This is a genomic window from Acinetobacter sp. PC34 (assembly GCF_051789135.1).
GTDB classification, from domain to species: domain Bacteria; phylum Pseudomonadota; class Gammaproteobacteria; order Pseudomonadales; family Moraxellaceae; genus Acinetobacter; species Acinetobacter johnsonii.
Map to the genome: position 1 here is coordinate 551,060 of NZ_CP196664.1, position 23,734 is coordinate 574,793.

At 39.1% G+C, this 23,734-nt stretch carries 19 protein-coding genes, 1 tRNA gene and 2 pseudogenes; 10 read left to right on the plus strand and 12 right to left on the minus strand.

Annotation, left to right across the window (positions count from 1 at the left end; translation table 11 throughout):
- Window positions 1-4 precede the first annotated feature (4 nt).
- The 5 genes and pseudogenes from secD to ACSC9N_RS02750 all read right to left on the minus strand — a co-directional run bounded on the left by secD (window position 5) and on the right by ACSC9N_RS02750 (window position 5,470).
- Entirely contained in the window at window positions 5-1,906 is a 1,902-nt protein-coding gene (gene secD, locus ACSC9N_RS02730) for a protein translocase subunit SecD (protein ID WP_004983529.1), read from the minus strand.
- A gap of 55 nt (window positions 1,907-1,961) precedes the next feature.
- A complete protein-coding gene (gene yajC, locus ACSC9N_RS02735; RefSeq protein WP_004697692.1) occupies window positions 1,962-2,291 on the minus strand; it encodes a preprotein translocase subunit YajC in 330 nt (109 codons plus the stop codon).
- A gap of 104 nt (window positions 2,292-2,395) precedes the next feature.
- Entirely contained in the window at window positions 2,396-3,526 is a 1,131-nt protein-coding gene (gene tgt / locus ACSC9N_RS02740) for a tRNA guanosine(34) transglycosylase Tgt (RefSeq protein ID WP_004697695.1), read from the minus strand.
- Between the two features lie 315 nt (window positions 3,527-3,841).
- Window positions 3,842-4,033: pseudogene (locus ACSC9N_RS02745) on the minus strand (LemA family protein); the annotation flags it as partial.
- A gap of 36 nt (window positions 4,034-4,069) precedes the next feature.
- Window positions 4,070-5,470: an RNA-guided endonuclease InsQ/TnpB family protein gene (locus ACSC9N_RS02750; RefSeq protein ID WP_058951639.1), complete on the minus strand. Its 1,401-nt coding sequence runs from the start codon at window positions 5,468-5,470 to the stop codon at window positions 4,070-4,072.
- An 82-nt stretch (window positions 5,471-5,552) separates the two neighbouring features.
- On the opposite strand from ACSC9N_RS02750, the gene tnpA reads away from it, so the two are divergent.
- Window positions 5,553-6,020, plus strand: coding sequence for an IS200/IS605 family transposase (gene tnpA, locus ACSC9N_RS02755; RefSeq protein WP_010327522.1), 468 nt, complete (start codon window positions 5,553-5,555; stop codon window positions 6,018-6,020).
- An 18-nt stretch (window positions 6,021-6,038) separates the two neighbouring features.
- On the opposite strand, the gene ACSC9N_RS02760 is transcribed toward tnpA, so the two are convergent.
- Complete coding sequence (locus tag ACSC9N_RS02760; RefSeq protein WP_010327521.1) at window positions 6,039-6,215, minus strand: hypothetical protein; 177 nt, start codon at window positions 6,213-6,215, stop codon at window positions 6,039-6,041.
- Between the two features lie 9 nt (window positions 6,216-6,224).
- Entirely contained in the window at window positions 6,225-7,265 is a 1,041-nt protein-coding gene (gene queA / locus ACSC9N_RS02765; protein WP_010327520.1) for a tRNA preQ1(34) S-adenosylmethionine ribosyltransferase-isomerase QueA, read from the minus strand.
- Between the two features lie 184 nt (window positions 7,266-7,449).
- Between queA and ACSC9N_RS02770 the strand changes: the two genes are divergently transcribed.
- From ACSC9N_RS02770 to ACSC9N_RS02785, 4 genes are all read left to right on the plus strand, one after another.
- A tRNA-Leu gene (locus ACSC9N_RS02770) sits at window positions 7,450-7,536 on the plus strand.
- 359 nt (window positions 7,537-7,895) lie between these two features.
- Window positions 7,896-9,122, plus strand: a complete 1,227-nt coding sequence (locus ACSC9N_RS02775) for a sensor histidine kinase (protein WP_439036110.1) — start codon at window positions 7,896-7,898, stop codon at window positions 9,120-9,122.
- A gap of 123 nt (window positions 9,123-9,245) precedes the next feature.
- The gene (glnE, locus tag ACSC9N_RS02780; protein WP_348958147.1) at window positions 9,246-11,990 is read left to right on the plus strand and encodes a bifunctional [glutamate--ammonia ligase]-adenylyl-L-tyrosine phosphorylase/[glutamate--ammonia-ligase] adenylyltransferase; all 2,745 of its coding nucleotides are present in this window, start codon (window positions 9,246-9,248) and stop codon (window positions 11,988-11,990) included.
- Between the two features lie 33 nt (window positions 11,991-12,023).
- A complete protein-coding gene (locus ACSC9N_RS02785; RefSeq protein WP_004983545.1) occupies window positions 12,024-12,950 on the plus strand; it encodes a branched-chain amino acid transaminase in 927 nt (308 codons plus the stop codon).
- 51 nt (window positions 12,951-13,001) lie between these two features.
- Here ACSC9N_RS02785 and ACSC9N_RS02790 read toward each other — a convergent pair whose 3' ends face one another.
- The gene (locus tag ACSC9N_RS02790) at window positions 13,002-14,171 is read right to left on the minus strand and encodes a nucleotide sugar dehydrogenase (RefSeq protein WP_130234999.1); all 1,170 of its coding nucleotides are present in this window, start codon (window positions 14,169-14,171) and stop codon (window positions 13,002-13,004) included.
- A gap of 174 nt (window positions 14,172-14,345) precedes the next feature.
- On the opposite strand from ACSC9N_RS02790, the gene ACSC9N_RS02795 reads away from it, so the two are divergent.
- The 4 genes from ACSC9N_RS02795 to ACSC9N_RS02810 are packed head-to-tail and all read left to right on the plus strand — an operon-like array spanning window position 14,346 to window position 17,874.
- Entirely contained in the window at window positions 14,346-15,116 is a 771-nt protein-coding gene (locus ACSC9N_RS02795) for a glycosyltransferase (protein WP_130234998.1), read from the plus strand.
- A 35-nt stretch (window positions 15,117-15,151) separates the two neighbouring features.
- Window positions 15,152-16,135: a Stealth CR1 domain-containing protein gene (locus ACSC9N_RS02800; RefSeq protein ID WP_130234997.1), complete on the plus strand. Its 984-nt coding sequence runs from the start codon at window positions 15,152-15,154 to the stop codon at window positions 16,133-16,135.
- Between the two features lie 14 nt (window positions 16,136-16,149).
- The gene (locus ACSC9N_RS02805; RefSeq protein ID WP_004697713.1) at window positions 16,150-16,908 is read left to right on the plus strand and encodes a glycosyltransferase family 25 protein; all 759 of its coding nucleotides are present in this window, start codon (window positions 16,150-16,152) and stop codon (window positions 16,906-16,908) included.
- A 54-nt stretch (window positions 16,909-16,962) separates the two neighbouring features.
- Window positions 16,963-17,874: a glycosyltransferase family 32 protein gene (locus ACSC9N_RS02810; protein WP_131230602.1), complete on the plus strand. Its 912-nt coding sequence runs from the start codon at window positions 16,963-16,965 to the stop codon at window positions 17,872-17,874.
- Between the two features lie 3 nt (window positions 17,875-17,877).
- On the opposite strand, the gene ACSC9N_RS02815 is transcribed toward ACSC9N_RS02810, so the two are convergent.
- The 3 genes from ACSC9N_RS02815 to ACSC9N_RS02825 form a co-directional block, all read right to left on the minus strand.
- Window positions 17,878-19,806 carry an acyltransferase family protein gene (locus ACSC9N_RS02815; protein ID WP_348958149.1) on the minus strand — a complete coding sequence of 643 codons (1,929 nt, stop codon included), beginning with the start codon at window positions 19,804-19,806 and terminating at the stop codon, window positions 17,878-17,880.
- Between the two features lie 74 nt (window positions 19,807-19,880).
- Window positions 19,881-20,828 (minus strand): hypothetical protein, encoded by a 948-nt coding sequence (locus tag ACSC9N_RS02820; protein WP_004697717.1) that lies wholly within the window; start codon window positions 20,826-20,828, stop codon window positions 19,881-19,883.
- A gap of 60 nt (window positions 20,829-20,888) precedes the next feature.
- Window positions 20,889-21,797 carry a hypothetical protein gene (locus ACSC9N_RS02825; RefSeq protein WP_004697719.1) on the minus strand — a complete coding sequence of 303 codons (909 nt, stop codon included), beginning with the start codon at window positions 21,795-21,797 and terminating at the stop codon, window positions 20,889-20,891.
- Window positions 21,798-21,956: 159 nt separating this feature from the next.
- Here ACSC9N_RS02825 and ACSC9N_RS02830 point away from each other — a divergent pair, with 159 nt between their 5' ends.
- On the plus strand, window positions 21,957-22,772 hold the full coding sequence (locus ACSC9N_RS02830) for a glycosyltransferase family 25 protein (protein WP_125280189.1): 816 nt from the start codon (window positions 21,957-21,959) through the stop codon (window positions 22,770-22,772).
- Between the two features lie 76 nt (window positions 22,773-22,848).
- Here the strand turns inward: ACSC9N_RS02830 and ACSC9N_RS02835 are convergent.
- Window positions 22,849-23,730, minus strand: a pseudogene (locus ACSC9N_RS02835) (lysophospholipid acyltransferase family protein).
- Window positions 23,731-23,734 lie beyond the last annotated feature (4 nt).

A 23,734-nucleotide genomic window follows, 5' to 3' on the forward strand; every position in this document is an offset into this window, starting at 1 on the left:
CTCCTTATATGCTCAACTTTTTCAAGTTACGTTTTTTTCCATAAATGAGCTGTACAATCGCACGTGTTACTGTAATAGCAGTAAACATAGAGCAGATAATACCGATCATTAAGGTCACAGCGAAGCCTTTAATTGGGCCTGTACCGATAGCAAATAGGATAAACGCAACCAAGAACGTGGTTAAGTTTGAGTCGAAAATGGTGTTATAAGCACGGTCATAACCCGCCACAATGGCTTGTTTGGGCGATGCTCCCCACTTTATTTCTTCACGTATTCGCTCACAGATCAAGACGTTGGCATCGACCGCCATACCAATGGTAATCACGATACCCGCAATACCCGGCAGGGTAAGGGAAGCACCAATCCAAGACATGACCGTTAGAATCATGGCTAAGTTGAAGACCAAGGCAAAGTTAGCAATTAAACCAAAGAGACGGAAGAAGACGACCATCCAGATTGCTACCAGTAAGAAACCGATTTGAGTCGATAGCACACCTTTATCAATGTTTTCTTGACCGAGGCTTGGACCAACAACACGTTCTTCAACAAAGTACATTGGCGCAGCAAGTGCACCGGCACGTAGCATTAGTGCGAGTTCAGACGCTTCTTGAGGTGAGTCTAGACCCGTAATACGGAATTGAGAGCCGAGTACTGCTTGAATGGTTGCAGCGTTAATCACGACAGACTCTGCATAGGGGGTACGGACTTCAGTTTGCGCACCAGTTGCAGGATCGGTGATATAGCTAATACGTTGTTTATTTTCAATAAACAACACAGCCATACGCTTGCCCACAGCATTACGGGTTGCATCGGCCATCAGTTTGCCACCTGCTGTGTCTAAGGTAATGTTTACCTCAGCACCGCCAGTGTCTTGGCTAAAGCCACTTGATGCGTTTTGAACACGTTCACCCGTTAAAATACGGTTACGGTTTAAAAGTAATTCACGTCCGCTGTCTAAAGACTGATATGCAAAAAGTTCGGTTCCTGGTGGAAGCGGTTGACCATTGCTCTTGCCCGTATAAGGGTCAATCACTTGGTCATTTTGGTCAGAGACCAAACGAAACTCTAGGTTTGCTGTACGACCCAAGACACGTTTTGCCTCAGCAGTGTCTTGAACACCTGGAAGCTCAACCACGATGCGGTTACTACCTTGTGTTTGTACCAAGGCTTCTGCCACACCTAACTCGTTAATACGGTTACGTAAAGTGGTTAAGTTTTGGTTCACGGCATAAGATTGAATTTCTTGGCGGCGAACATCGGTATAGGTTAAGCGTAAGGTTGAACCTGTCGCAGTTGCGACTGCTTGCTGATTAAACTCATTACCATTACTACGTAAGTAGTCTTGAGCCGCAGTACGATCATCATTGTTGGCGAACTGAACGGTAATGGTGTTGTTGTTTAATGCAAGGCTGTTAAATTTAATTTTGTTGTCACGGAACTGACGACGTAAATCTGTCGCAGAGGTTTCCATGCGCTGAGCAATCGCTTTATCCATATCCACTTCTAATAAGAAGTGAACACCACCACGTAAGTCCAGACCGAGCTTCATTGGTTTTGCACCAATTTTTTGTAGCCACTCTGGCGTGGTTGGTGCCAAGTTCAACGCGACAACATAGTCATCACCAAGGCCACGACGTAACGCTTCTTTAGCTTTTAATTGTGCTTCGCTAGAGTCAAGACGCAACAGTGCAGCATTATTGCTAAAACTGTTGTCATGGCTTGAAATACTTTCAGATTTTAAAATCTGCTCTGCTTTTTGTACGATGCTTTGGTCAATTTGGGTACCAGCTTTGGCACCAGAAATTTGAACCGCAGGCTCATCCGGATACAAACTAGGCAGGGCATATAATGTACTGATCGTCAAAACCACGAGAATCAGTAGATATTTCCATGCTGGGTAACGCATTTGTTTTCTTCTTAAAATGAAAAAAGTCGTGCGGATGCACGACTAATTTTTTTGATTAAAGGTTATTTAATGTGCCTTCAGGAAGAACTGAAATCACACTTGCGCGTTGAATTTTTACGTCTACACCGCGGCTCAGTTCAACCACTGCAAAGTCACCTTCGAGTTTAGTGATTTTACCCATTAAGCCACCAGCAAATACCACTTCGCTGCCTACGCCAAGACTTTCAACCAAAGAGCGGTGCTCTTTGGCACGTTTTGCTTGAGGGCGCCAAATTAAGAAATAGAAGATTGCAATAAAAACAGCAATCATCAATAAGTTTGCGACCATACTTGGTTGTTGTGCAGCTTCACCCGCTGCGTGAGCTGTAGAAATAAAAAGGCTCATTTCAAATTCCTAAACTAAAAAAACGGTGACCAACGAATTGATCATAAATAGACTTGTTCTGCAATTTACCTTGTCTTTTTACCAAGCGCAAATGCTCACAACAATTAATCTTGGGGGCAAGGTGGAACTTCTAAACCACGACGTGCATAAAAATCTTCAACAAAGGCATCAAAGCGATCATTATCCAATGCATCACGAATGTCTTGAGTGAAGCGTTGGTAGTAACGTAAGTTGTGAATAGTACCGAGCATTGAACCCAGCATCTCGCCACATTTTTCCAAATGGAATAAGTACGCGCGAGTAAAGTTGGTACAGGTATAACAGTCACAGTGTGGATCCAGCGGACTTTGATCATGACGGTATTTACTGTTACGGATACGTACTAAACCGTCGGTCACAAAATAATGTCCATTTCGGGCATTACGTGTAGGCATGACACAGTCAAACATATCGACGCCACGGCGGATGCCTTCTACGATGTCCTCAGGTTTACCCACGCCCATCAGGTAGCGCGGTTTGTCTGCTGGCATTTTTTCTGGAAGATAATCCAGCACTTTAATCATTTCTTCTTTCGGTTCGCCGACGGACAGACCACCAATGGCATAACCGTCAAAACCAACTTCAAGCAAGCCTTTTAAAGACTCATCACGTAAGTCTTCATACATACCACCTTGAATAATGCCGAATAGCGCATTTTTATTTTCAAGCACATCATGATGCTGAGTCTTACAACGCTTTGCCCAACGCAATGACAATTGTAGAGACTTTTGCGCTTCTTCATGCGTTGCAGGATAAGGCGTACATTCGTCAAAAATCATCACGATGTCAGAGTTCAATGTATGTTGGATGTCCATTGAGATTTCAGGAGACAAAAATACTTTAGAACCGTCAATTGGAGAGCGGAACGTTACGCCATCTTCTTTAATTTTACGCATCGCGCCCAAACTGAAGACTTGGAAGCCGCCTGAATCGGTTAGAATGGGTTTATCCCACTTCATGAATTTATGCAGACCGCCGTGCTCTTTAATCACTTCAAGGCCAGGGCGTAGGTATAGATGGAAGGTGTTGCCTAAAATAATTTGCGCTTTGATGTCTTCAATATCACGCGGGAGCATGCCTTTCACCGTACCATAAGTACCGACAGGCATGAACACAGGGGTTTCAACCACACCATGCTCTAAAGTTAAACGACCACGACGGGCGCGACCCGACTGACCTAATTTTTCAAACTTCATAAAATATCCTGAACAAGAGCAAAGCACTGCTCTGCTTGCAGTGCAAGAGCGAAAAAACAGTTCGCCGCTAAAAGGAGGCTATTTTCCTTGATTATGCAAATAAACACCAGTGTTGTAACACTTTTAACGCAAAGCTTTTCTGTACGAAATTGTGTGCGGTGACAACGGTTTTGATTTGAGTATGTTGGGGAGAGTGGGAGATGAATTGCCGTGGCATAGCAAGCGATAGCTGCCAGAAGTGAAGTAAATGTAGATATTAAAAAAGGCAATCAAAATGAGTGCCTTGGATGTGTTCTTTGTGTTAGCGCGATCTTTTTAGTTGAAATTGGGACGGTAATCAAAATTTTGCAGCGCAGCAGCGTCACGGAATGGACGCACAGCTTTTTTACCGACAGTCATGGTGTTTACAATGTTGTTGGGAAAGATTTGAATGTGGTTGTTAAACAGTTCGACATTGCGGTTAAAGATGCTGATCGCAGCACCGACATTTTCGTTTTGCTCATGAACTACTCGCAGCTAAAGCAACGAGTTTCTGAAAGCAACTTAAGCTGCAATCATCTCTTTTGACGTTTCATCGGCAATGCGAGAAAGAGTTTTAACACTCTTTTTCGTCTTACGACTACCTCCACGCCCACTAGAGGAAGACATTAAGCCTTTCTCCAACACCGTTCCAGTGTCTAAAATTAATTTTATTGCTCGGCTTTTTATCACTTTGGATGCGTTTTTATCCGCATTATCAGTGTGACCACAACTCACGCATTTAAACTTTTCTTGAGTTTTGCGATTGTCGGGATGAGTGTGACCGCATGAAGCACACTCCTGACTTGTGTAAGCTGCCTGAACCTTAAATACAGCTTTTCCTAAACGAATGGCTTTGTATTTAACATATGCCTCAAGCATATACCAACCAACATTTAGAATTGCTTTATTTAAACCTGCTTTTGCCTTTGCCTTGTTGGGGATAAATCGACCTAATTCATCCTTTTTAGGGTTTGGCTTTTTCGTCATTTTTTGAGTATTTAACTTCTCAAAAATGAATACTTTATTTCGCTCATTGCTTACTAGGCTATGGCTAGTCTTGTGATTGAAATCCTTTCGGATATTGGCTTTCTTAGCGTGATGGATCGCAATACGGTGCTTGGTTTTAGCTCTACGGTTTGACCCTTTTTGCTGTTTGGCTAACTTGCGCTGTAATCGTTTAATGTAGCGCTCAGCTTTGGTTAGATGGTTCTTTTGTTCCCTGGTAAAATCAAATTCTTGCGCTGGTGTACAAACAGGGATTGCCACGCCACGATCAATACCAACAACGTGCTTATTTAGTTCATTGGCATCAGTATCACTTAATAATGCTAATTGCTTTTCCAGGTACTTATCTTCATTGAATTTTTTGCCATCAAAATCCTCCATCTCAATTCCATCTTCATAGCAGAATGAAACAAAGTATTGACCACGCTCTTTACGGATATAAAGAGATTTTGGCTCATTAAAATCGGCATGTTTATTGAAGCTCAGATAGCCAATATTGTATTTACGACCACCAATTTGAAGTCGTGTTTTACCAAATTGATCTTTCTCGAAAGAGAACAGGTCACGAGTCAGGTAGATGCTACCTTTATCGGTTTTGGCTTTGCGCTTTGGTCGGCCACAAATCCCCTTGGTTGATTTTTTGAGGGTGTTGTACCAATTCACAGTCGAGTTCTTGAGAATGGTACTTGGACATTTATCAAGCCATGGGGTCAGTTCTTCTGACTTAAACTGAGCGTATTTCTGATCTTGAGTATCAAAATACTGCTTAAACGGTGTGAACTTACGAGCAAAACCTCGGAAATACTTATCCTCATCACATTTAGCATTCCAAGCAAATCTCGCACAGCCCATCCATTGGCTCAGAATTAACTTCTGTTCCTCCGTTGGGTATGCTCGAAATTTAATGCCTGAAATCATTACTAAGTGAAGTGTTCTTGCTATTTATATGCTGGAATTTTATACTATCTTTTATCTTAAGTAAATCTAGTATGTGATAAAAATGTATGAGTGGAGAACAGGTAGAAGCTGTATTTTTAAGAATTATGTTCATCTAGTATTTGTAACTAAATACCGTAGAGATGTGCTAACCCAAGAAATGTTAGATTCATTAAAAGAAATAATGAAGGAAACCTGCGAACAAATGGATTGTGAGTTGATGGAGTTTAATGGCGAGGATGACCATGTTCACATGATGGTTAATGTTCACCCTAAAATTGCTATCTCTAATCTAGCTGGAAAACTAAAAGGGAAAAGTTCTTATTTGCTACGAAAAAGCTTTTGGGACTCAATTAAAACAAAGCTATGGGGTAATCATTTTTGGTCGCCTAGTTACTGTGTAGTTTCGTGTGGTGGTGCAAGCCTTGAAACGGTTAAACAGTACATTGAAAACCAAAGACAACCACCATCTGAAATAGCAGTTAAACGCTCAAAAAACCTGAGTGCTAAAAGTGGCTTGACTCGCCCCTAAAGAAGCGAGAATGCGCCACTAAACTTGTTCAAATTTAAGGGTAATCGGTGCTTTCCATGGATGCAACCGATCCAAGATTTCTTGGGCAGTGTCCGCACTCCGAGCAATGCCCCAAAGCTTGTCGATATTATCAAACACGACCTGATTCTTTTTACGTCGAATATGAATAGAATGTTTGATCGTATCGAGAGGCATGTGAGGTTCTTATTTGGGTTGAAGTTGGTCAACTAACATGGCATCGCCATAACTAAAGAAGCGGTACTGGTTTGCAACTGCATGTTGATAAGCCATCAAAATATTATCACGATTTGATAGCGCTGAAACCAACATCAAGAGAGTCGATTCAGGCAGATGGAAGTTGGTGATAAGACGATCCACCACTTTGAACTCATAACCTGGGTAGATAAAAATTTGGGTATCTCCAGTCCAAGCTTTTAGTTCACCATCATGTGCCTGCGCTGCACTTTCAACCGCACGTGTCGCTGTCGTTCCGACAGAAATGACTTTATTACCACGCGCTTTGGTTTGACGAATAAGCTCAACTGAATGCTCAGGAACATCACACCATTCACTGTGCATAATGTGATTGGCAATGTCATCGGTACGTACAGGCAGAAAGGTACCAGCACCCACGTGTAAAGTGACAAAGGTTTTCTGAATACCTTTGGCTTCAAGTTGATCCAACAGCTTTTGGTCGAAGTGTAAGCTTGCGGTAGGTGCAGCGACACTGGCTAACTTGGTTGGATCATTAAATACTGTTTGATAACGCTCGGTATCAATGGCTTCAGCTTCACGGTTGAAGTAGGGAGGGATCGGAAGTTGTCCGTATAATTCCAGCACCGTTAAAATTGGCTGGGAAAACTCCACAATAAATAAATTTTCATGACGACCTAGTATAGTGATTTTAACGGCATCTGGGCCAATAAAGAGCTCAGCGCCTGCTTTGGGTGTGTTACTAGCTTTGATGTGGCAGTGTGCAATAAATGCATCTTGCATGCGTTCTACCAGAACCTCGACAGCTCCACCGCTGGCACGTTTGCCTTTGAGGCGTGCTTTCATCACTTTGGTGTCATTTAAGACCAGTAAATCACCTGCATTGAGCAAATCTAAAATGTCGGTGAATTGAAAGTCATGATGCTGACCTTGAGCATCGAGGTGTAACAGTCGAGAAGCACTACGCGTGTCTAAAGGGTAACGGGCAATGAGTTCATCAGGGAGGTCGAAATTAAAATCAGAAAGTTGCATGATCGGAAAGCAGCGTCAAAATAAGGGAGGTCAAAATTGCGCTTAGTATATGCGTTTTTGCAGAAAAACGCTGAAATTGCACAAATATAAAGCTAAAAAATCAAATATGACTTAAAAATAGCCAATCACTATCAACTTGCGTTGACAAGTTTTTCAAAAAGTTTAATATACGCATCAACACCTTCCCGAGGTGGTGAAATTGGTAGACGCGGCGGACTCAAAATCCGCTGTCAGAGATGACGTGTCGGTTCGAGTCCGACCCTCGGGACCAAGATATTAAAAAACCCAAGCATATTCAGTCTTGGGTTTTTTATTGCCTGAAATTTAAGATTTGAATCAAATCGCCATAAAACATTACAGATGACTTAAAGCAATTGAATGTTTGTTGCGGGTTTGCTTAATTATGTCCTCATATGATGGACTCACAATTTTGTTTTAATCCTTCTGATAAATAACGAGTTTTCTAAAAAGAGAAAGTAGTCACAATATAAAATTCTGAAATAATTAATTTTTTTTTTAAATGCCACGCTTGTATTGTTGTATTTTTATATTGTTTTAATGTTGAAAATTTGCTAATAAATACAAGTAAATAATAGGTTTGTGCCGAAAATCACAAAAGATGAGGCAGAAATGGGTATTCAATTGCTAGATATCGGGTCTGATACAGAACAGTTAAGTGCTTGTCACTTATCTTTATTGTTGGGCGTGAACAGTAATGACAATAAAATTAAGAGCTTTCTCAAATTTGCGCGAAAAATTTTAGGTGCAGATGCCGCAATTTTAACGTTTAGCAATGAACCTTATAGTTGGTATGCGGGCAAACACGCATTCAATGCTTTTCAGTTACCCGCTGCAGCCAATTTTGCTACTCATTTTGAAGGGGAGATTGCGATTGATAGCCTGCATTCCCATTATCATCATCTTTCTCAGCAGGTGAGTGCTTTAGGGTTTAAACATCAGCGGATCATCGCATTGGATTTAAAGGTATCGGATAAATCTGTAGGGCAAGTGATTTTCTTTGATGAACAGTTGGACGCTTTTACGCAAGATGCTATAGAAAATGTCTATGAACTGGCCTCTGGGTTTCTTAATCTGCTGCATTTACGCATGGAAAATGCGGAGCTCAAAGAGTTATATGAACAACAGGTGGCTATGAATGTCAGTAAAACCAAATTTTTCCAAATTATTGCACATGACTTAAGGGCGCCTTTTCATGGCTTAATTGGTTTCTCAGAAGTGTTGGCTGAAGAGCGCGAAAGTTTGGATGAGTCTGGTGTGCAAAGCATTGCAGATTATTTGCATGATACCGCGCAATCGACTTATAGCTTGTTAGAGAGCCTACTGAATTGGGCGATGGCAGAGGGCGGACGTTTTGTTTATCACCCCATCCATTACAAACTTAAGCACTCCTCTCAAATTGTTTTTGATGTGTTGCATGCGTTGGCTATCAATAAAAATATTCAACTGATTGACCGTGTCCCCGATGATTTAAAAATTTTTGCAGATATCAATATGGTGACCTCAGTGATCCAAAACTTGGTCTCAAATGCACTGAAATTTACCCATATGCATGGCGAAGGTGTTGTGACGATTGATGCCAAACAGCGTGATGATTTTATCGATATCTACATTCAAGATACAGGTTTAGGTATGACCTTAGGGCAAATTGAATCTTTGTTTGAACCGAAACTAACCGTTAGTTTTAAGGGGACAGCTGGGGAGAAAGGTACGGGGCTAGGTCTGGTGTTGTGTAAGCGTTTTGTTGATTTGAATAAAGGTGAAATTTCAGTCACATCGAAAGAAGGTGTAGGTTCAACTTTTATCGTCAGCCTGCCCCGTTCGAACAGCGCACATTAAGCATTGTCACTCGAGACATCCCAGCAAGAATTTAGTGAATAATCATACTTTTCTTATAAAATAATTCACCTAATCTCATGATCTGCTGTTATAAATAACCAAAACAATGCGAAAGAGTCGATCATGAATGCTGAGCAATTGCAAAAGACATTGCGCGCAAGTCAATATGCGGAACAAGTCCTATCTATACATCAGGTTTATCTTGAACAAGATTATGCAATTGATCAATTTTCTCAGCCATTGACCACCGAACAAATTTTCGATGTCGTTCAAAACACCTTAAAAGACATCAGTGATGAAATCACGTGGATGCGCACCATCCGAATTTTACGTGCGCGTTTAATGTTTCGCTGGATTTGGCAGGATGCCAATCAATTGATCGATGTGATGACGCTAACGCGGGAGTTATCTGATTTTGCCGATGCGGCCATTTGTGTGGCAAAAGCATTTGCCTTGGCGCCATTGGTGGCTAAACATGGTCAGCCTGTGGGTTATAACCATAAAATTCAAGATTTAATTGTGGTCGCAATGGGGAAGCTCGGTGCGCAAGAGCTGAACCTGTCCAGTGATATCGACTTGATTTTTGCTTTTGATGAGCAAGGTGAAACCGATGGTCGTAAATGCATCGATGTACAACAGTTCTGTATTTTGTGGGGGCAGAAGCTCATTTACTTGTTGGACCATATCACGGCTGATGGTTTTGTCTTCCGTGTGGATATGCGCTTACGCCCTTGGGGTGATGGTTCTGCACTGGCGATTAGTCATGCGGCGCTGGAGAAGTATTTAAGCCAGCATGGTCGCGAGTGGGAGCGCTATGCGTGGATCAAGGCGCGGATTGTAACAGGGGGCAAAGAGGGGTATGAGTTGTTGGACATGACTCGTCCTTTCGTGTTCCGTAAGTATGTCGATTACACCGCTTTTGAAGCCATGCGCGAAATGAAAGCCATGATTGAGCGTGAAGTATTACGCCGCAATATCGAAGATGATATTAAGCTGGGTGCGGGCGGTATTCGTGAAGTCGAATTTATTGTGCAGGTTTTTCAGCTAATTTATGGTGGGGCAAAATTAGAATTACAAGACCGTCAATGTTTAGTGAGCTTACATCATTTGGGCGAAGTGGGTTTGCTGGATGGGCAAGCGGTCAGTGAGCTGGAAGATGCCTACTTATTTCTGCGCCGTGTAGAGCATGCCATTCAAGCTCTGAATGATCAACAAACCCAGTCTTTGCCAACGGAACCAGAACTTAGACAAAGGATGATTGACACCTTGGGTTTTGTAAGCTGGGATGCATTTATTGAACATTTAAATCAAAAGCGCGCCAAAGTCATTTACCAGTTTGAGCATTTAATTAAAGAAAAAGAACATGACCCTTTCGTAGAAAGCTTTAGTCAGTTAGAAGCGCGTTTAAATGAGGTGTTGGATGCGAATGCAAAAAACCTCATTCATGAATTTTGGAATGGTCATGCGCTGAAAAAACTGCCTGCAAAAGCGGTGCAGCGTTTAAAAATGTTTTGGCCGCATTTGATTGAAGCGATTTTACAGTCAGATAAGCCGCAAGCCGCGCTGCTTCGCCTCATGCCTTTGGTTGAGTCGGTGATGCGACGCACCGTATATTTGGTTATGTTGATTGAGAGTAAAGGGGCTTTACAGCGCTTAGTGAAAATGGCAACCGTAAGTCCATGGATTTGTGAAGAATTGACCCATTATCCAGTGCTCTTGGATGAATTTTTGTCCATGGACTTTGAGCTGCCGCGCCGTCAAGATTTGGAAGATTCACTGCGTCAACAGTTGCTTCGCATTGAGCTTGATGACGTTGAGGATTTGATGCGTGTGCTGCGCCTATTTAAAAAATCCAATGTTTTGGCAGTTGCGGCTAGTGATGTCTTGGCTGAAAGTCCGTTGATGAAAGTATCCGATGCCTTGACCGATATTGCAGAAGTTTCGGTCAGTACGACTTTAAATTTAGCCTATCAAATGACGGCAAAGAAACATGGTTATCCGCTCGATGTAGAAGGGCAGCGTTGTTCGATTGATCATTTGGCATTTGCTGTGGTGGGCTATGGAAAAGTTGGTGGGATTGAGTTGGGTTATGGCTCGGACTTAGATCTGGTCTTTATTCATTATATGGATGAGCAAGCCGATACCGATGGGCTGAAGTCGATCAGTGGATTTGAGTTTGCAATGCGTGTTGCGCAGAAATTTATGTCGTTGATGACCACGCAGACCCTCGATGGTCGGGTTTATGAAATCGATACGCGCTTACGCCCATCGGGTGAAGCTGGGGTCTTGGTCACCAGTTTAAAAGCTTTTGAGCAATATCAACTGAAAAATGCATGGGTCTGGGAGCATCAAGCATTGGTGCGTGCTCGCTCGATTGCGGGTGAGCCAAGTTTGCGTGATAAATTTGAAGCATTACGTTGTCGGATTTTGATGCAGCCGCGAGAGGAAGAAAATGTACGCGCAGAAGTGCTGAAGATGCGTCAAAAAATGAAAGACCATTTGGGTTCTTCTAAAGAACAACAAAAAGATGGAATTTTTCATTTAAAACAAGACGCAGGTGGTATCGTCGATATCGAATTTATGGCACAGTATGCTGTGTTGGCATGGAGCGGATCTCATCCAGATCTTGCCCATTATTCCGACAATGTACGAATCCTTGAAGACGCCGCAAAAGCCAGTTGCTTATCCAGTGACGATGCGACTGCATTGATTCAAGCTTATCTCAGTGAACGAGCCGAGAGCCACCGTTTAGCCCTTGCGAATCAATCCATGCAAGTAAATGCTGCGGACTGGCGCGATACCCGAGTGATCGTTTGCAAATTATGGCAAAGATTAATTGATCCAAGCTCAATCGTGAGCATTGGGTAACATGACTGTGTATATAAATTTGGAGTGTGTGTCATGAATTTGGCTGATCGTGATGGTTTTATTTGGCAAGATGGACAATTGGTTGACTGGCGTGAGGCAAAAACTCACGTATTAACACATACCTTGCACTACAGCATGGGTGTGTTTGAAGGTGTCCGTGCCTATGAAACACCGAATGGCACGGCTATTTTCCGTCTAAAAGAACACACTAAGCGTTTATTGAACTCTGCAAAAATTTATCAAATGAAAGTCCCATTTGATCAAGCAACACTAGAGCAAGCTCAAATTGATGTGGTTCGTGAAAATAAATTAGCGTCTTGCTACTTGCGTCCAATTATTTTTATTGGATCGGAAAAATTAGGTATTGCTGCAACAGACAATACGATTCATGCAGTAGTAGCGGCATGGAGCTGGGGTGCGTACCTCGGTGATGAAGCAATGGCGAAAGGTATTCGTGTGAAAACCTCATCGTTTACCCATCACCATCCAAACGTGACGATGTGTAAAGCGAAAGCGTCAGGTAACTATACCTTGTCGATTTTGGCTCACCAAGAAGTAGCGCACTCAGGTTATGACGAAGCAATGTTGCTCGACCCTCAAGGTTATGTATGCCAAGGTTCTGGCGAAAACGTATTCTTGGTGAAAGATGGTGTTTTACATACGCCAGATATCGCAGGTGGTGCACTTGATGGTATTACGCGTCAAACTATTATTACCATCGCAAAAGACTTGGGATATGACGTGGTTGAGCGTCGTATTACACGTGATGAATTCTACATTGCAGATGAAGCATTCTTTACGGGTACTGCTGCTGAAGTTACGCCTATTCGTGAATATGATGACCGTGAAATCGGTTCAGGTACGCGTGGTCCAATCACTGAACAAATTCAAACCACATTCTTTAATGCGGTTAAGGGGAAAGACCCGAAATACGCACACTGGTTAACTTATGTAAAATAAGTAATTAGGTGGAAAAGGGCTCTTCGGAGCTCTTTTTTGTTGCTCTGTAGTTTAGTCATCGATACCGAAAATATCTCGAGTGTAGAGTTTATTTTGGACGTCATTTAGTTCTGATGTTTGACGATTGCTAATAATTAAGTCAGCTAGTTGCTTAAATTTTTTTAGATCGCGAATAACTTTACTATTGGCAAATTTTTTTTCTGAAATATTTGGCTCATAAATAATCACCTTAATGCCTTGCGCCTTAATTCGGCGCATAATCCCTAAAATTGCGGATGAGCGGAAATTATCAGATCCTGATTTCATGACTAAACGGTAGATGCCAACCACTTTGGGATTTTTATGAATAATTGTTTCAGCAATGAAATCCTTGCGGGTTCTATTTGCATCTACAACTGCTTGAATTAAGTTACTTGGGACTTGCTCATAATTTGCTAAAAGTTGTTTAGTGTCTTTAGGGAGACAATATCCTCCATAGCCAAAAGAAGGGTTGTTGTAAAACTTTCCAATACGCGGATCAAGACACACGCCATCAATAATTTGACGAGTATTTAAATCAAAAACTTGAGCATAGGTGTCAAGTTCATTGAAATAAGCGACACGCATGGCAAGATAAGTATTGGCAAATAATTTGATAGCCTCTGCTTCAGTGGAGTCAGTAAATAGTACAGGGCAGTCTTTTTTAATGGCACTATTAAGAAAGAGTTGTGCCAATGTTTCAGCACGTTCCGATTGCTCACCTATAATAATTCGAGAAGGGTAAAGATTATCCTGAAGTGCTTTGCCTTCACGTAAGAATTCAGGTGAAAAAATAATATTGTTTGTGTTAAATCGCTGTCGCATTCTTTGTGTAAAGCCGACAGGTACAGTCGATTTAATTATTATGGTCGCAATCGGGTTAGTGAGTTGGATGTCGTGAATGACTTGCTCCACACTTGAAGTATCAAATTGATTGGTGATGGGGTCGTAATTGGTGGACGTTGCAATCAGAATAACCTCAGCATTGATGTAACTGTCTATTTTATTTGACGTTGCTTTAAAATGAAGCTTGTCATTTTCTAGGAATAATGAGATGTCTTTATCTTGAATTGGGGAGATTTTTTGATTTAACTGGTGAATACGATTTTCATCGATATCAAATGCAGTGACACAGTGCTGCTGCGCTAAAATCAAAGCATTAGAGAGTCCAACATAGCCTAAACCGACCACTGTAATTTTCATTCTGTTGATTCTGAATTATTTTTTATTACGGTGCAGGAACAAGATGTCATGTAAATGAACAATACATTTCAGTTTAATTACCGTGTAATTACTTGGGATTTTATGGCTCTAATCTTCAATCAAACCTAGACTATGTTATGATGCAAAATACTATGTAGATCGGTAGTTTCAAAGATGTCTGTACATGAAAATGATGACGTTTTAAATACGACAGAGCAACAAAATCAGAATATTGTGCTGTGTATGAAGTGGGGAACCAAATATGGTTCGGACTACGTTAATCGTTTGTATAACATGGTAAAACGCCACACTACTATTGACTTTAAAATGGTGTGTTTAACGGACCGTACCGATGGCATTGATCCTGCGGTACAGTGTTTTCCTATTCCTCCATTAGCACTTCCAGAGGGAAGCCCTGAACGTGGCTGGAATAAATTGTCCACTTTTGAGCCTGATCTGTATGGTTTGGAAGGCAATGCACTCTTCCTCGATCTTGACGTGGTGATTGTCGATAATATCGATGAGTTCTTTACCTATCCGGGCGACTTTCTGATTATTCATGACTGGAAACGGCCGTGGCGTATTACCGGTAACAGTTCGGTTTACCGTTTTAAGCTGGGTGCTTTCCCGGGGCTTTTGCCTTATTTCCGTGAAAACTTTGATGAAATCCGTAAAAAATTCCGTAATGAGCAAGCCTATTTGTCTTGGTATGTCGATCAAGAGAAAAAGCTCTCTTACTGGCCTGACAGTTGGTGTAAAAGTTATAAGTATCATTGCTTGCAAAAAATACCTTTGGCGTACTTTAAAGCACCAGTAAAACCCGAAGGTGCAAAAATTATTGTTTTCCATGGGGAAATTAATCCACCTGATGCAGTAAATGGTGGTGGTGGTAAATGGTATCGCTATGTGTTGCCATCAGATTGGATTAAAGAGGCTTGGCATTAAAAACCCAATGTTGGTTTACTTTTGATTAGAAAATTATGAAAAAACTAGATTTTGTTATTGCTTGGGTTGATGGAAGTGATGAAAATCATCGATTGAAACGTCAACAATTTCAACCTGAAAATGTTGTAAAAGGTGCAGCGGAAGACACTCGATTTGCCCATAATGATGAAATCTATTTTTCGATTGCTTCAATTCTGAAATATGTTCCGTATTGTGGAACGATTTACATTATAACTGATCACCAACAGCCGAGTTTTGTTGGGGAGTTTGAAGCGCAGGGGCTATGTCGCTCTGGTCAAATTCAAGTGGTTGATCATCAAGAAATATTTAGAAATTACCAACAGTATTTACCTACTTTCAATTCATTAAGTATTGAAAGTATGTTGTGGAATATTAAAGGGATTTCAAATCATTTTATTTATCTGAATGATGATTTCTTTCTCAATCAACAGTCTGATTTAAGTGATTTTCTTATTGATGGTCAGATGGTGATATATGGACATTGGCAAGCAACACTCATCAAGAAAATGAAATATATTTTCCGAAAATTCTTACAGCAGAATTTTGGAATGGTAGCTGAAGCGAAATATTCAACGGCTCAAATGCTGAGTGCAGATCGTGTGGGAATGACTAGATATTACGAAATTCATCATCGCCCTCATATTCTCAGTCGTGATTTGCTCAGTACTTACTTTAAGAATAATAAAGAGCTTTTAGAGCAGCAAATTCAGTTCAAATTTAGGAACATTGATCAACTGTTACCAGTGGGATTGTCTAATCATTTAGCAATTCAATCTGATCAAGCCATTTTAAAAGATGATATTGATATTGCTTATTTAAAAGATGGTCGTGATTTGGAAAAATTTATATTAGCTTTATCTAATTCTGAGATTAAATTTGGCTGTATACAAAGTCTAGATCAATTGGAATCATTAGCTGAAGGACGCATCCGAGCCGCACTGATTCAAAAATTTACAGGGTTTTTACCCAGCCAAATTCAACCGACTACTGTGGTCTAAACGAAGGAAAGCAAATGAAAGTTGTGACTTATCTTATTAATTTAGACGGCAGTGATCAACGTTTAGCAAGTGCGACAGCTCAGCTCAATCAAGCGGGATGGGATTTTAGCCGATTCTCTGCTTATGATGGGCGAGGTAAAGCCTTATCTGAATTTGAAAACTACGATGATCTTGCTGCTCAGAAAATATTAGGGCGTAGTTTAATGAATTCTGAGTTGGGTTGTTATCTAAGTCACTACGGTTGTGCTGAAAAATTTCTAGAAACGGATGCCGATTATTTAGTTGTCTTAGAAGATGACATTGAAGTGTTGCCTAACTTTAAACAGAAGCTTGAATCTTTATTAAGTTATTTAGATCAACATAAAGAGTTGGATTGGTATACCGTCAATATTGCTGCTAAAAAGAAAAAATTAGCAAAAGACATTGTTGAGTTTGATCATTATACCTTGTGGCATGCATATTATTTCCCAATACGTGGTGTAGGCTTGGTTTGGTCTCGAAAAGGAGCTGAACAGTTTGTACAACTGGGTAAAATCATGACCGTTCCAGTCGATATTTTCTTCCAAAGTTGGTTAAGTAAAACAGGAAAAGGGCTTGGCGTTTGGCAGCCATTTGTGCAGCCAGCAGGTCTGGATAGTGATATTTTAGGTACTGTTGCTGCTCAAGGTATCAAACGGAAGCAACTTGAGAATCGAAGTGCTTCTCATGGATTTAAGAAACAGAAGCGTATGTGGCGTGATCGCTTTTATGCAATTAAACATTTAATGTCTTGAGTCCTAGTTATAGACTGTAATAAATAATTTTCTTTATTTTGTTGAGTACATTTTATGAAGTTTTTTAAGAAGCTCTTCTATCTTTTGAAATTTTATACAATGTATTCAAACCAAAAAAGAGAAATCAATGAGTCAATAGATAACTACGCGGACCTGATCGTTCTCAATCCTGGTCAGAAAAATGCAGTTATTCCCAAAATTATCTGGATGTATTGGGAAGGCTCACTCCCTGAGTTTGTGCAGAAGTGCGTTGATAATATAAAAAAGAACAATCCAAACTATGTTGTAAACTTTCTAACACCTAATAATGTCAAAGAGTTTTGTGATATTGATTATGGTCGTTTAAAGCATGCGACACCACAACAGAAAGCTGATCTCATTCGATTTGAATTAATTTATCAACACGGTGGGATATGGTTAGATGCCAGTACAATTGTTTATGAAAATCTAGATTGGATTGAAAGGTTAGTTACTCAACATCAAACTAACAGTTTTGCCTATTATCGAAAGAAAAATACGACTTGCCCAGACTTTCCTGTTTTAGAGAATTGGTTATTGGCAAGTTCTGCCAAAAATATGTTTTTTAAGTCTTGGTTTGAGGAGTTAATAAAAGCTATAGAATTAACACCAAAGGTTTATATTCAGCAGATTAAAGAAAATAACGAAAATTATCAGGACTATTTTCAAGAGATAGGCCGTTTAGAATATTTGGTTGCTTATGTTGCCTGCCAAAAAATTATGCGTACAACTTTACCGAGTATGACCTTGATTAACTGTGATCGGAATGCTTTTTTCTATCAAGTAAAAAATAAATGGATGAAAGAAAAAGTGTTGATTGATCTTGCCCTCAATTATCCGCCAGTTGAAAAGCCTAAGCTGATCAAACTGGCAGGAAAAGAAAGGGGAATATTAAGTCGTTATTACAGTAAAAAAATGTATTTTAACGACTCGTTTATTGATATCTAATCACTACTTTTTAGCAATAAAGTTTTCTAATACTTTAAATTTTGGTCGTGTTTCAAAGTATTGTTCAGATGCTAATGACCCAACAATTGAGATATGACGTCCATCAAATGAATACGGTGTGTTTTTGGTTGCCATATGATCTGATTTAAATAGATCTGCTTGGCTTAACAAGAGTGTATTCGGATGTTCTGAAACGATTTTATTAATCACACTCGTTGCATATTTTTGCTTTGTAGCGAGTGGATTGTTCATATACTCATTTAGATTAAAGTTTCGCTCTAACCATATTGCACGTTTGAAAATTGAGCTGATGTTTTGATCAAAAGTATATGGTTCAGACATTACAATCACTTTCTTATTATTCATTTGTGCAACTTTGAGTAGCTCACTAAATGAATTCTGCTGATTTTGACGAACAATATCAGTCCAACGACCAGCAAAAATAAGAACGTCATACTGAGCTATATGATTCTTCAGATAGTTTCGGTTGATTAAGCACTGCTGATAAGCGGTAGATGACTTGTCACCTGTAAATTCTTTATCAAGACTTGGATAGCACCAATTCGTACTGATCGTATGGATGTTCAAGTTTAGCTTTTTGCCTAGATGATCCCAAAATGGAATATTGTGACCTGCAAATGAATCTCCAAACAAAAGAGCTGATTTAGCATTTGTTGAGTTAGATGCTATATGACATTTTAATCCATTTTCTCCAACAGTCAGACTATGATCATCTTTAATGTTATAGAAACACCAACCATTCGAGACCATAGGCATCTGTATTTTCTCAATACGCTTTAGGTATTCTGCATCGGCTCGATTTTCTAACCCATCCTTACCTAGAAACTTATAAAATGGATAGAGAATCGCAATACTTAAGATAAAAAGTAGATAAACATACTTTTTATTGATTTTATTCAGATGAATACGACAGGGTTCAATATGTTTGTAACTCAACCATCCTAAAATAAAAGATAATAAAAGAGCAAAACTGATATTGATAATATTTTTTTGAATTAGGAAATAGCTCAATAAAAATGAGATCGGCCAATGCCACAAATAAATAGAATATGAAGCACTGCCTAAACTCTGTATAAACTTGGGTTTCGTTAGTATAGAGTTTTGACGGTTGGCGATTAGAATTAAAACTGTACCCAAAACAGGAAGGGATGCAGCATAACCAGGCCAAGGCGTATCTTTGGTTAAAAAAATCAAGCTTAGCGCTAAAAGTCCAAAACCTGTATATTCAATAATTTTTTGCTTAATCGATGATAAAGAATATTGGTTAAAATAAAAGTACACCAGTCCACCTGCAATTAACTCCCATGCACGTGTTGAGAGTTTAAAGAAAGCATATATCGGATTTTCTGGTGTAAGTTTTACAGACAACAAAAATGAGCAAGAAAATAATATTAGAAGTAATATGCCTATATATTTAGTTTGTTTTGTAAGCTTTTTAAATGTGTACAAAATGATGGGAAAAAGGATGTAGAACTGCCATTCAACAGCTAAAGACCAGGTATGCAGTAATGCTTTATCATGTGAACTAGTTGCAAAATAGTCTCCTGATTGTTCATAGAAGAGATTATTTGATAAGAAAGTGAGACTGTATCTCGCATCTTTAGCAAAGTTTTTTAGATCTTCTGGGATAAACACAAATAGCCCCAAAGCCGTTAAAACTAAGACTAAGAATAATAGTGCGGGATATATACGAATAATTCGAGATAAGTAAAAATCAACAAAAGAAAAATTATTGTGTTCAAGCTTTTCCACAATGATTTTTGTCATCAGATAGCCTGATATCACGAAGAAAACATCAACGCCCAAGTACCCAGCAGAGAAACCGAATACATTGAAATGGAAAAGAACAACAAAAACTACAGCATATGCTCGAAGTCCATTAATATCAGTTCTAAATTGATGATTATTCATATATTTGGGATGACTACAGAAAGAATTGAGCGTTCACATAAGGATGGAAGGAAATTACAGGTGAATTGTAAGTTCTACTCACCACTTTGTGTCAATAGAGTATTTTGTAATTGTTCAGGAGGTATTTTTTCAAAAGCTTTTACTGCACTGTTCTGAGATAAATTATAGACATTTATTTGCTGAGATTTTAGAAAGCGGGCAGCGGCATCGAATGCAGGCAATGTTACATCTAAATACTGATTCAACATAGTGGGTTGTTTATTTTCTTTATTTTCATAGAATCTGGGTTGGGAAAAATTATTCATATCCAAACCTGCAATATAAATGTCTTTATATTTCAAATGATAAGTGATTTGAAGTGCAACATAAGCCACTGTAAAATAGTCAAAAACAGCATTAAAAATGTGACTAGAAAACCCTAAGCGGTCATAGATATGAAAATAATTTGGAGTTTCAGTCACGCGTATCCGCTCACCTAAAAATCGCTCAATTTCACCTTCAGTTATAGGCTCAACAACTTTAATGTCGCAAAGAATATTTTCTAATTTTATTTTTCTTAAAATCAGGTCTAAACAACGTGGTGTTGTAAATAGTGTACAAAAGGAAGTTTTAAGTACATTTTCAATTAGATCAAAACGATTGTTGGTGAAATTGTGATCAATGATCACATAATATTTAAATTTGACACCACTTAAGGCAATTGCACCATTTACACCAATATAATCAATATCCGATCGCTGTAAATATGACGTTTCTAGTTGATGCACAGATGGACCTGTTGCAATTAGCATACATTTTCGATTGGGACTAAAATTTAATTGGGAATTATCGACAATAAGTTGTTTTTTAAAATAAATTTTTTGCAAATCACCATCGGGACTACGTTCTACTTGATAGTATGGCCAATAGCGACGATTGTGTTTATATGATTTTGGATGACTATACTTGTAAATAAATTTATACAGATTTCTAAGGATATAATTTGAAAAAAAACGTTGGGCTGAGATTATTGGTTGAGACATAAAGATCAAATTCTATGTAAGAAAATATGAAACAGGATACAACGTAGCCTGCTACCAATTTTAGTCATCTAAAGTAAAATTAGGTTTTTTACTAAACTTTGATTTTATGGCTTTGATGCTAGCTGTAAGCCAAGTTGTCCCTTTGACAGGGCGTGTAACTTTATTGCCTTGATAATTGATTTGAGTCGCTTTTTGAAATGGACCATAAGCTTTTACTAAATAGTCTTCAGGTTTATAACCATTATCCAATGCTTCTTGATAATATTGATCAAATAACTCAACTAAGTCTTGTCTTGGATGAGGCATGATTTTTCCATCAAACCAATGTTTTTGATTGTTTTTTTCTAGGCGCGGTAACGAGTATTTATGGCTAAACTGAGTACCCATGTCGGAGTAATGTAGAATTTTGATGTCTTCTATTTTTAAGCCTTCACCATCAATACAGTTATATGAATTATTGTAGTTTTGGACTAAATGAGGTTGGTCTTTGATTAGTTGCATTAACTTCTTGTGACCATCTGGATCCGATTGCAACGTTTTAAGTGAAGGTAAATATTGTTTAGCTTTTTTACAATCCCAAACACAAGTACATAAACGAGCTGAACTTTTGCCACCTTTGGCGATGACGATTGCATCATCTTTCATCGGATGCGACCATAACTCTGCGATATCACATAAAACGATGACATCAGCATCCATATAGATCGAACGCCCTTCAAAGTTGGATGATTCAGGAATTGCCCAACGGAAACCAGAAAATGGGGTTGCCCATTTCTCAGTATGCCATCCTTCATGCGTTTCTTGATTGCTATACCACGGACTAGTAGGATCATGGCTCAACTGCATCCATGTAATTTCAATTGGGTGCTGTGTATTTTTACGGATGCTATAATCAAGCACCATCATTTGTTCTAAATCACAGTTATTTGGATCACAGCCAACAAAAATTTTAATTGTTTCTTTGGGCATTCTGATTCTCGTCACGCAGAAGATAGCAAGCAGTTTGATAAGTATAATCTGAAAGCAAATAATACAAAACCCTTTGTTAAAATGAATTCAAATAATGTCTAGTTTAATTTTATAGAAAATTGTTATTATTGAATTTAAGAATAAATTTAGCCTTAGTTTATGAGAAATTTTGTTATTAGTTTGTCTAGCGCGACTCTTCGACGAGCGCATATAAGTTCGGAGTTTGCTAAAGAAAAGGTCGATTTCGAGTTTTTTGATGCAATTACCCCTGTGACATTACAAGCAACTTCATCTGCAATAGGCTTAGTAACTAAGCAAACTGATTTACATCAGAATGAAGTTGCTTGTCTATTGAGTCATGTGGTGTTGTGGAAAAAAGCAGTAGATGAACAGTTAGACTATATTGCTATTTTTGAAGATGATATTTATTTGGGTAAACAGGCTGTTTCGTTTCTTACCAATGTTGCGTGGATACCATCTTTCTGCGGCATCATTAAATTAGAAACCTTAAATAAAAAGATTCAACTTCCTAAGATGCAATCAATTATTCCTTTGCATTTGAATAGAAAACTCATGTTATTGGGCGAGCCACATATGGGTGCAGGTGGTTATATACTTTCATTAAATGTCGCGAAGGAATTATTGGAGTATGTATTGCGAAGTCCAAAACTAATACCAATTGATCATATTCTTTTTAGAGAATTCCCTGAGTCCTCAGGCGAAAAGATTTTTCAATTGTCCCCAGCAATATGTATTCAAGATGTGATTTTAACCAAAGGCAAGACAAACTTTCCAAGTTCACTTGAAAACGTGAGAAATGCGCGAAAGGGTGAGGATAAAAGTAAGAAGAAATTAACTTTATTGGGCAAAATGAAACGTGAAATGAGTCGTTTAATCTTGCAAGTTCATGTATTTTTCCAAGAAAGAATTCAATCTATCAAGGGTAAGGCTTTGATTAAAATAAAATTTAAGTAATACGGCGGCGGTTATGAGTGATGAACAGACTTCTGAGTCGATTATTTGCTTAGTTAAATTTAGGAAGGAATGATTATTATTGAGATGATGGTTGGTAGTAATTTTCAAAATTAGGATTTCCCTTAAACCGCTTATATCCCCACATATATTCAGCAGGAAAGCGGTTGATCATTTGCTCTACCGCTTTATTTAATGCAGTTGTCGCAACTTCTATAACTCGATCATAGAGTTCAGGATCATTGAGATCATCACAGTAGACCTCAAAACCTTCACCATCCTCTCTACGGAAACAACTTAATCCCACTAAGCGGCATTGAGTTTTTTGTACCATTTTGCTGGCTAAAATACTGGTTAAGCAAGGAATTCAAAAAAAAGGAACCACGACACCACCAGAGGGTTGAGGGACATGATCTGGCAGAATTACACTGAAACCACCTTGTTTGAGGTTTTTGAATAATGCTTTAACACCGTTGGCATCAGTTGGAACTAATGTCGCGTTTAACCGTTGGCGAGCATGTAAAGCAAAAGCATTAAATCCTGAGTCTTTCATGGGTTTATACATAATGGTAGGAATACCATATTGGTGTACCCACGCATTCATCATTTCCCATGTACCGAGGTGAGGGGTAATAATTAAAGCACCGCGGTGATCATTTAATGCATTTGTTAGTACATCTAAGTTATGAACCGTCTTTATTTGCTGGATACTCCATTCGGGAGGCATTGCCCAGCATTTCCCAGATTCGATATAACTTAGACATTGCTTCGTTACGCTTTCTTTAGCAAGCTTTTCACGCTCACTCTCAGGAATATCTGGATAAGTAAGACTTAGATTTACCCGTGTTTTCCAAAGCATACTTTTATCTGAGTTTTGATTAATAAAGTAAGCCGCCACTTTTGCAATACTGCGCAAAAATGCTAAAGGTAGGATACGGAGTAAAGTGGTATAAAACGACATTGCG

Bases quoted from the DNA above. Each gene is read 5' to 3' on its own strand.
- ACSC9N_RS02815 (WP_348958149.1), bottom strand. From the start codon at position 19,806: ATGAATAATCATCAATTTAGAACTGATATTAATGGACTTCGAGCATAT.
- ACSC9N_RS02760 (WP_010327521.1), bottom strand. From the start codon at position 6,215: ATGCCTCTCGATACGATCAAACATTCTATTCATATTCGACGTAAAAAG.
- tgt (WP_004697695.1), bottom strand. From the start codon at position 3,526: ATGAAGTTTGAAAAATTAGGTCAGTCGGGTCGCGCCCGTCGTGGTCGT.
- glnE (WP_348958147.1), top strand. From the start codon at position 9,246: ATGAATGCTGAGCAATTGCAAAAGACATTGCGCGCAAGTCAATATGCG.
- ACSC9N_RS02750 (WP_058951639.1), bottom strand. From the start codon at position 5,470: ATGATTTCAGGCATTAAATTTCGAGCATACCCAACGGAGGAACAGAAG.
- ACSC9N_RS02775 (WP_439036110.1), top strand. From the start codon at position 7,896: ATGGGTATTCAATTGCTAGATATCGGGTCTGATACAGAACAGTTAAGT.
- queA (WP_010327520.1), bottom strand. From the start codon at position 7,265: ATGCAACTTTCTGATTTTAATTTCGACCTCCCTGATGAACTCATTGCC.
- ACSC9N_RS02820 (WP_004697717.1), bottom strand. From the start codon at position 20,828: ATGTCTCAACCAATAATCTCAGCCCAACGTTTTTTTTCAAATTATATC.
- ACSC9N_RS02830 (WP_125280189.1), top strand. From the start codon at position 21,957: ATGAGAAATTTTGTTATTAGTTTGTCTAGCGCGACTCTTCGACGAGCG.
- ACSC9N_RS02810 (WP_131230602.1), top strand. From the start codon at position 16,963: ATGAAGTTTTTTAAGAAGCTCTTCTATCTTTTGAAATTTTATACAATG.
- secD (WP_004983529.1), bottom strand. From the start codon at position 1,906: ATGCGTTACCCAGCATGGAAATATCTACTGATTCTCGTGGTTTTGACG.
- ACSC9N_RS02785 (WP_004983545.1), top strand. From the start codon at position 12,024: ATGAATTTGGCTGATCGTGATGGTTTTATTTGGCAAGATGGACAATTG.
- ACSC9N_RS02795 (WP_130234998.1), top strand. From the start codon at position 14,346: ATGTCTGTACATGAAAATGATGACGTTTTAAATACGACAGAGCAACAA.
- ACSC9N_RS02800 (WP_130234997.1), top strand. From the start codon at position 15,152: ATGAAAAAACTAGATTTTGTTATTGCTTGGGTTGATGGAAGTGATGAA.
- tnpA (WP_010327522.1), top strand. From the start codon at position 5,553: ATGTATGAGTGGAGAACAGGTAGAAGCTGTATTTTTAAGAATTATGTT.
- ACSC9N_RS02790 (WP_130234999.1), bottom strand. From the start codon at position 14,171: ATGAAAATTACAGTGGTCGGTTTAGGCTATGTTGGACTCTCTAATGCT.
- ACSC9N_RS02825 (WP_004697719.1), bottom strand. From the start codon at position 21,797: ATGCCCAAAGAAACAATTAAAATTTTTGTTGGCTGTGATCCAAATAAC.
- yajC (WP_004697692.1), bottom strand. From the start codon at position 2,291: ATGAGCCTTTTTATTTCTACAGCTCACGCAGCGGGTGAAGCTGCACAA.
- ACSC9N_RS02805 (WP_004697713.1), top strand. From the start codon at position 16,150: ATGAAAGTTGTGACTTATCTTATTAATTTAGACGGCAGTGATCAACGT.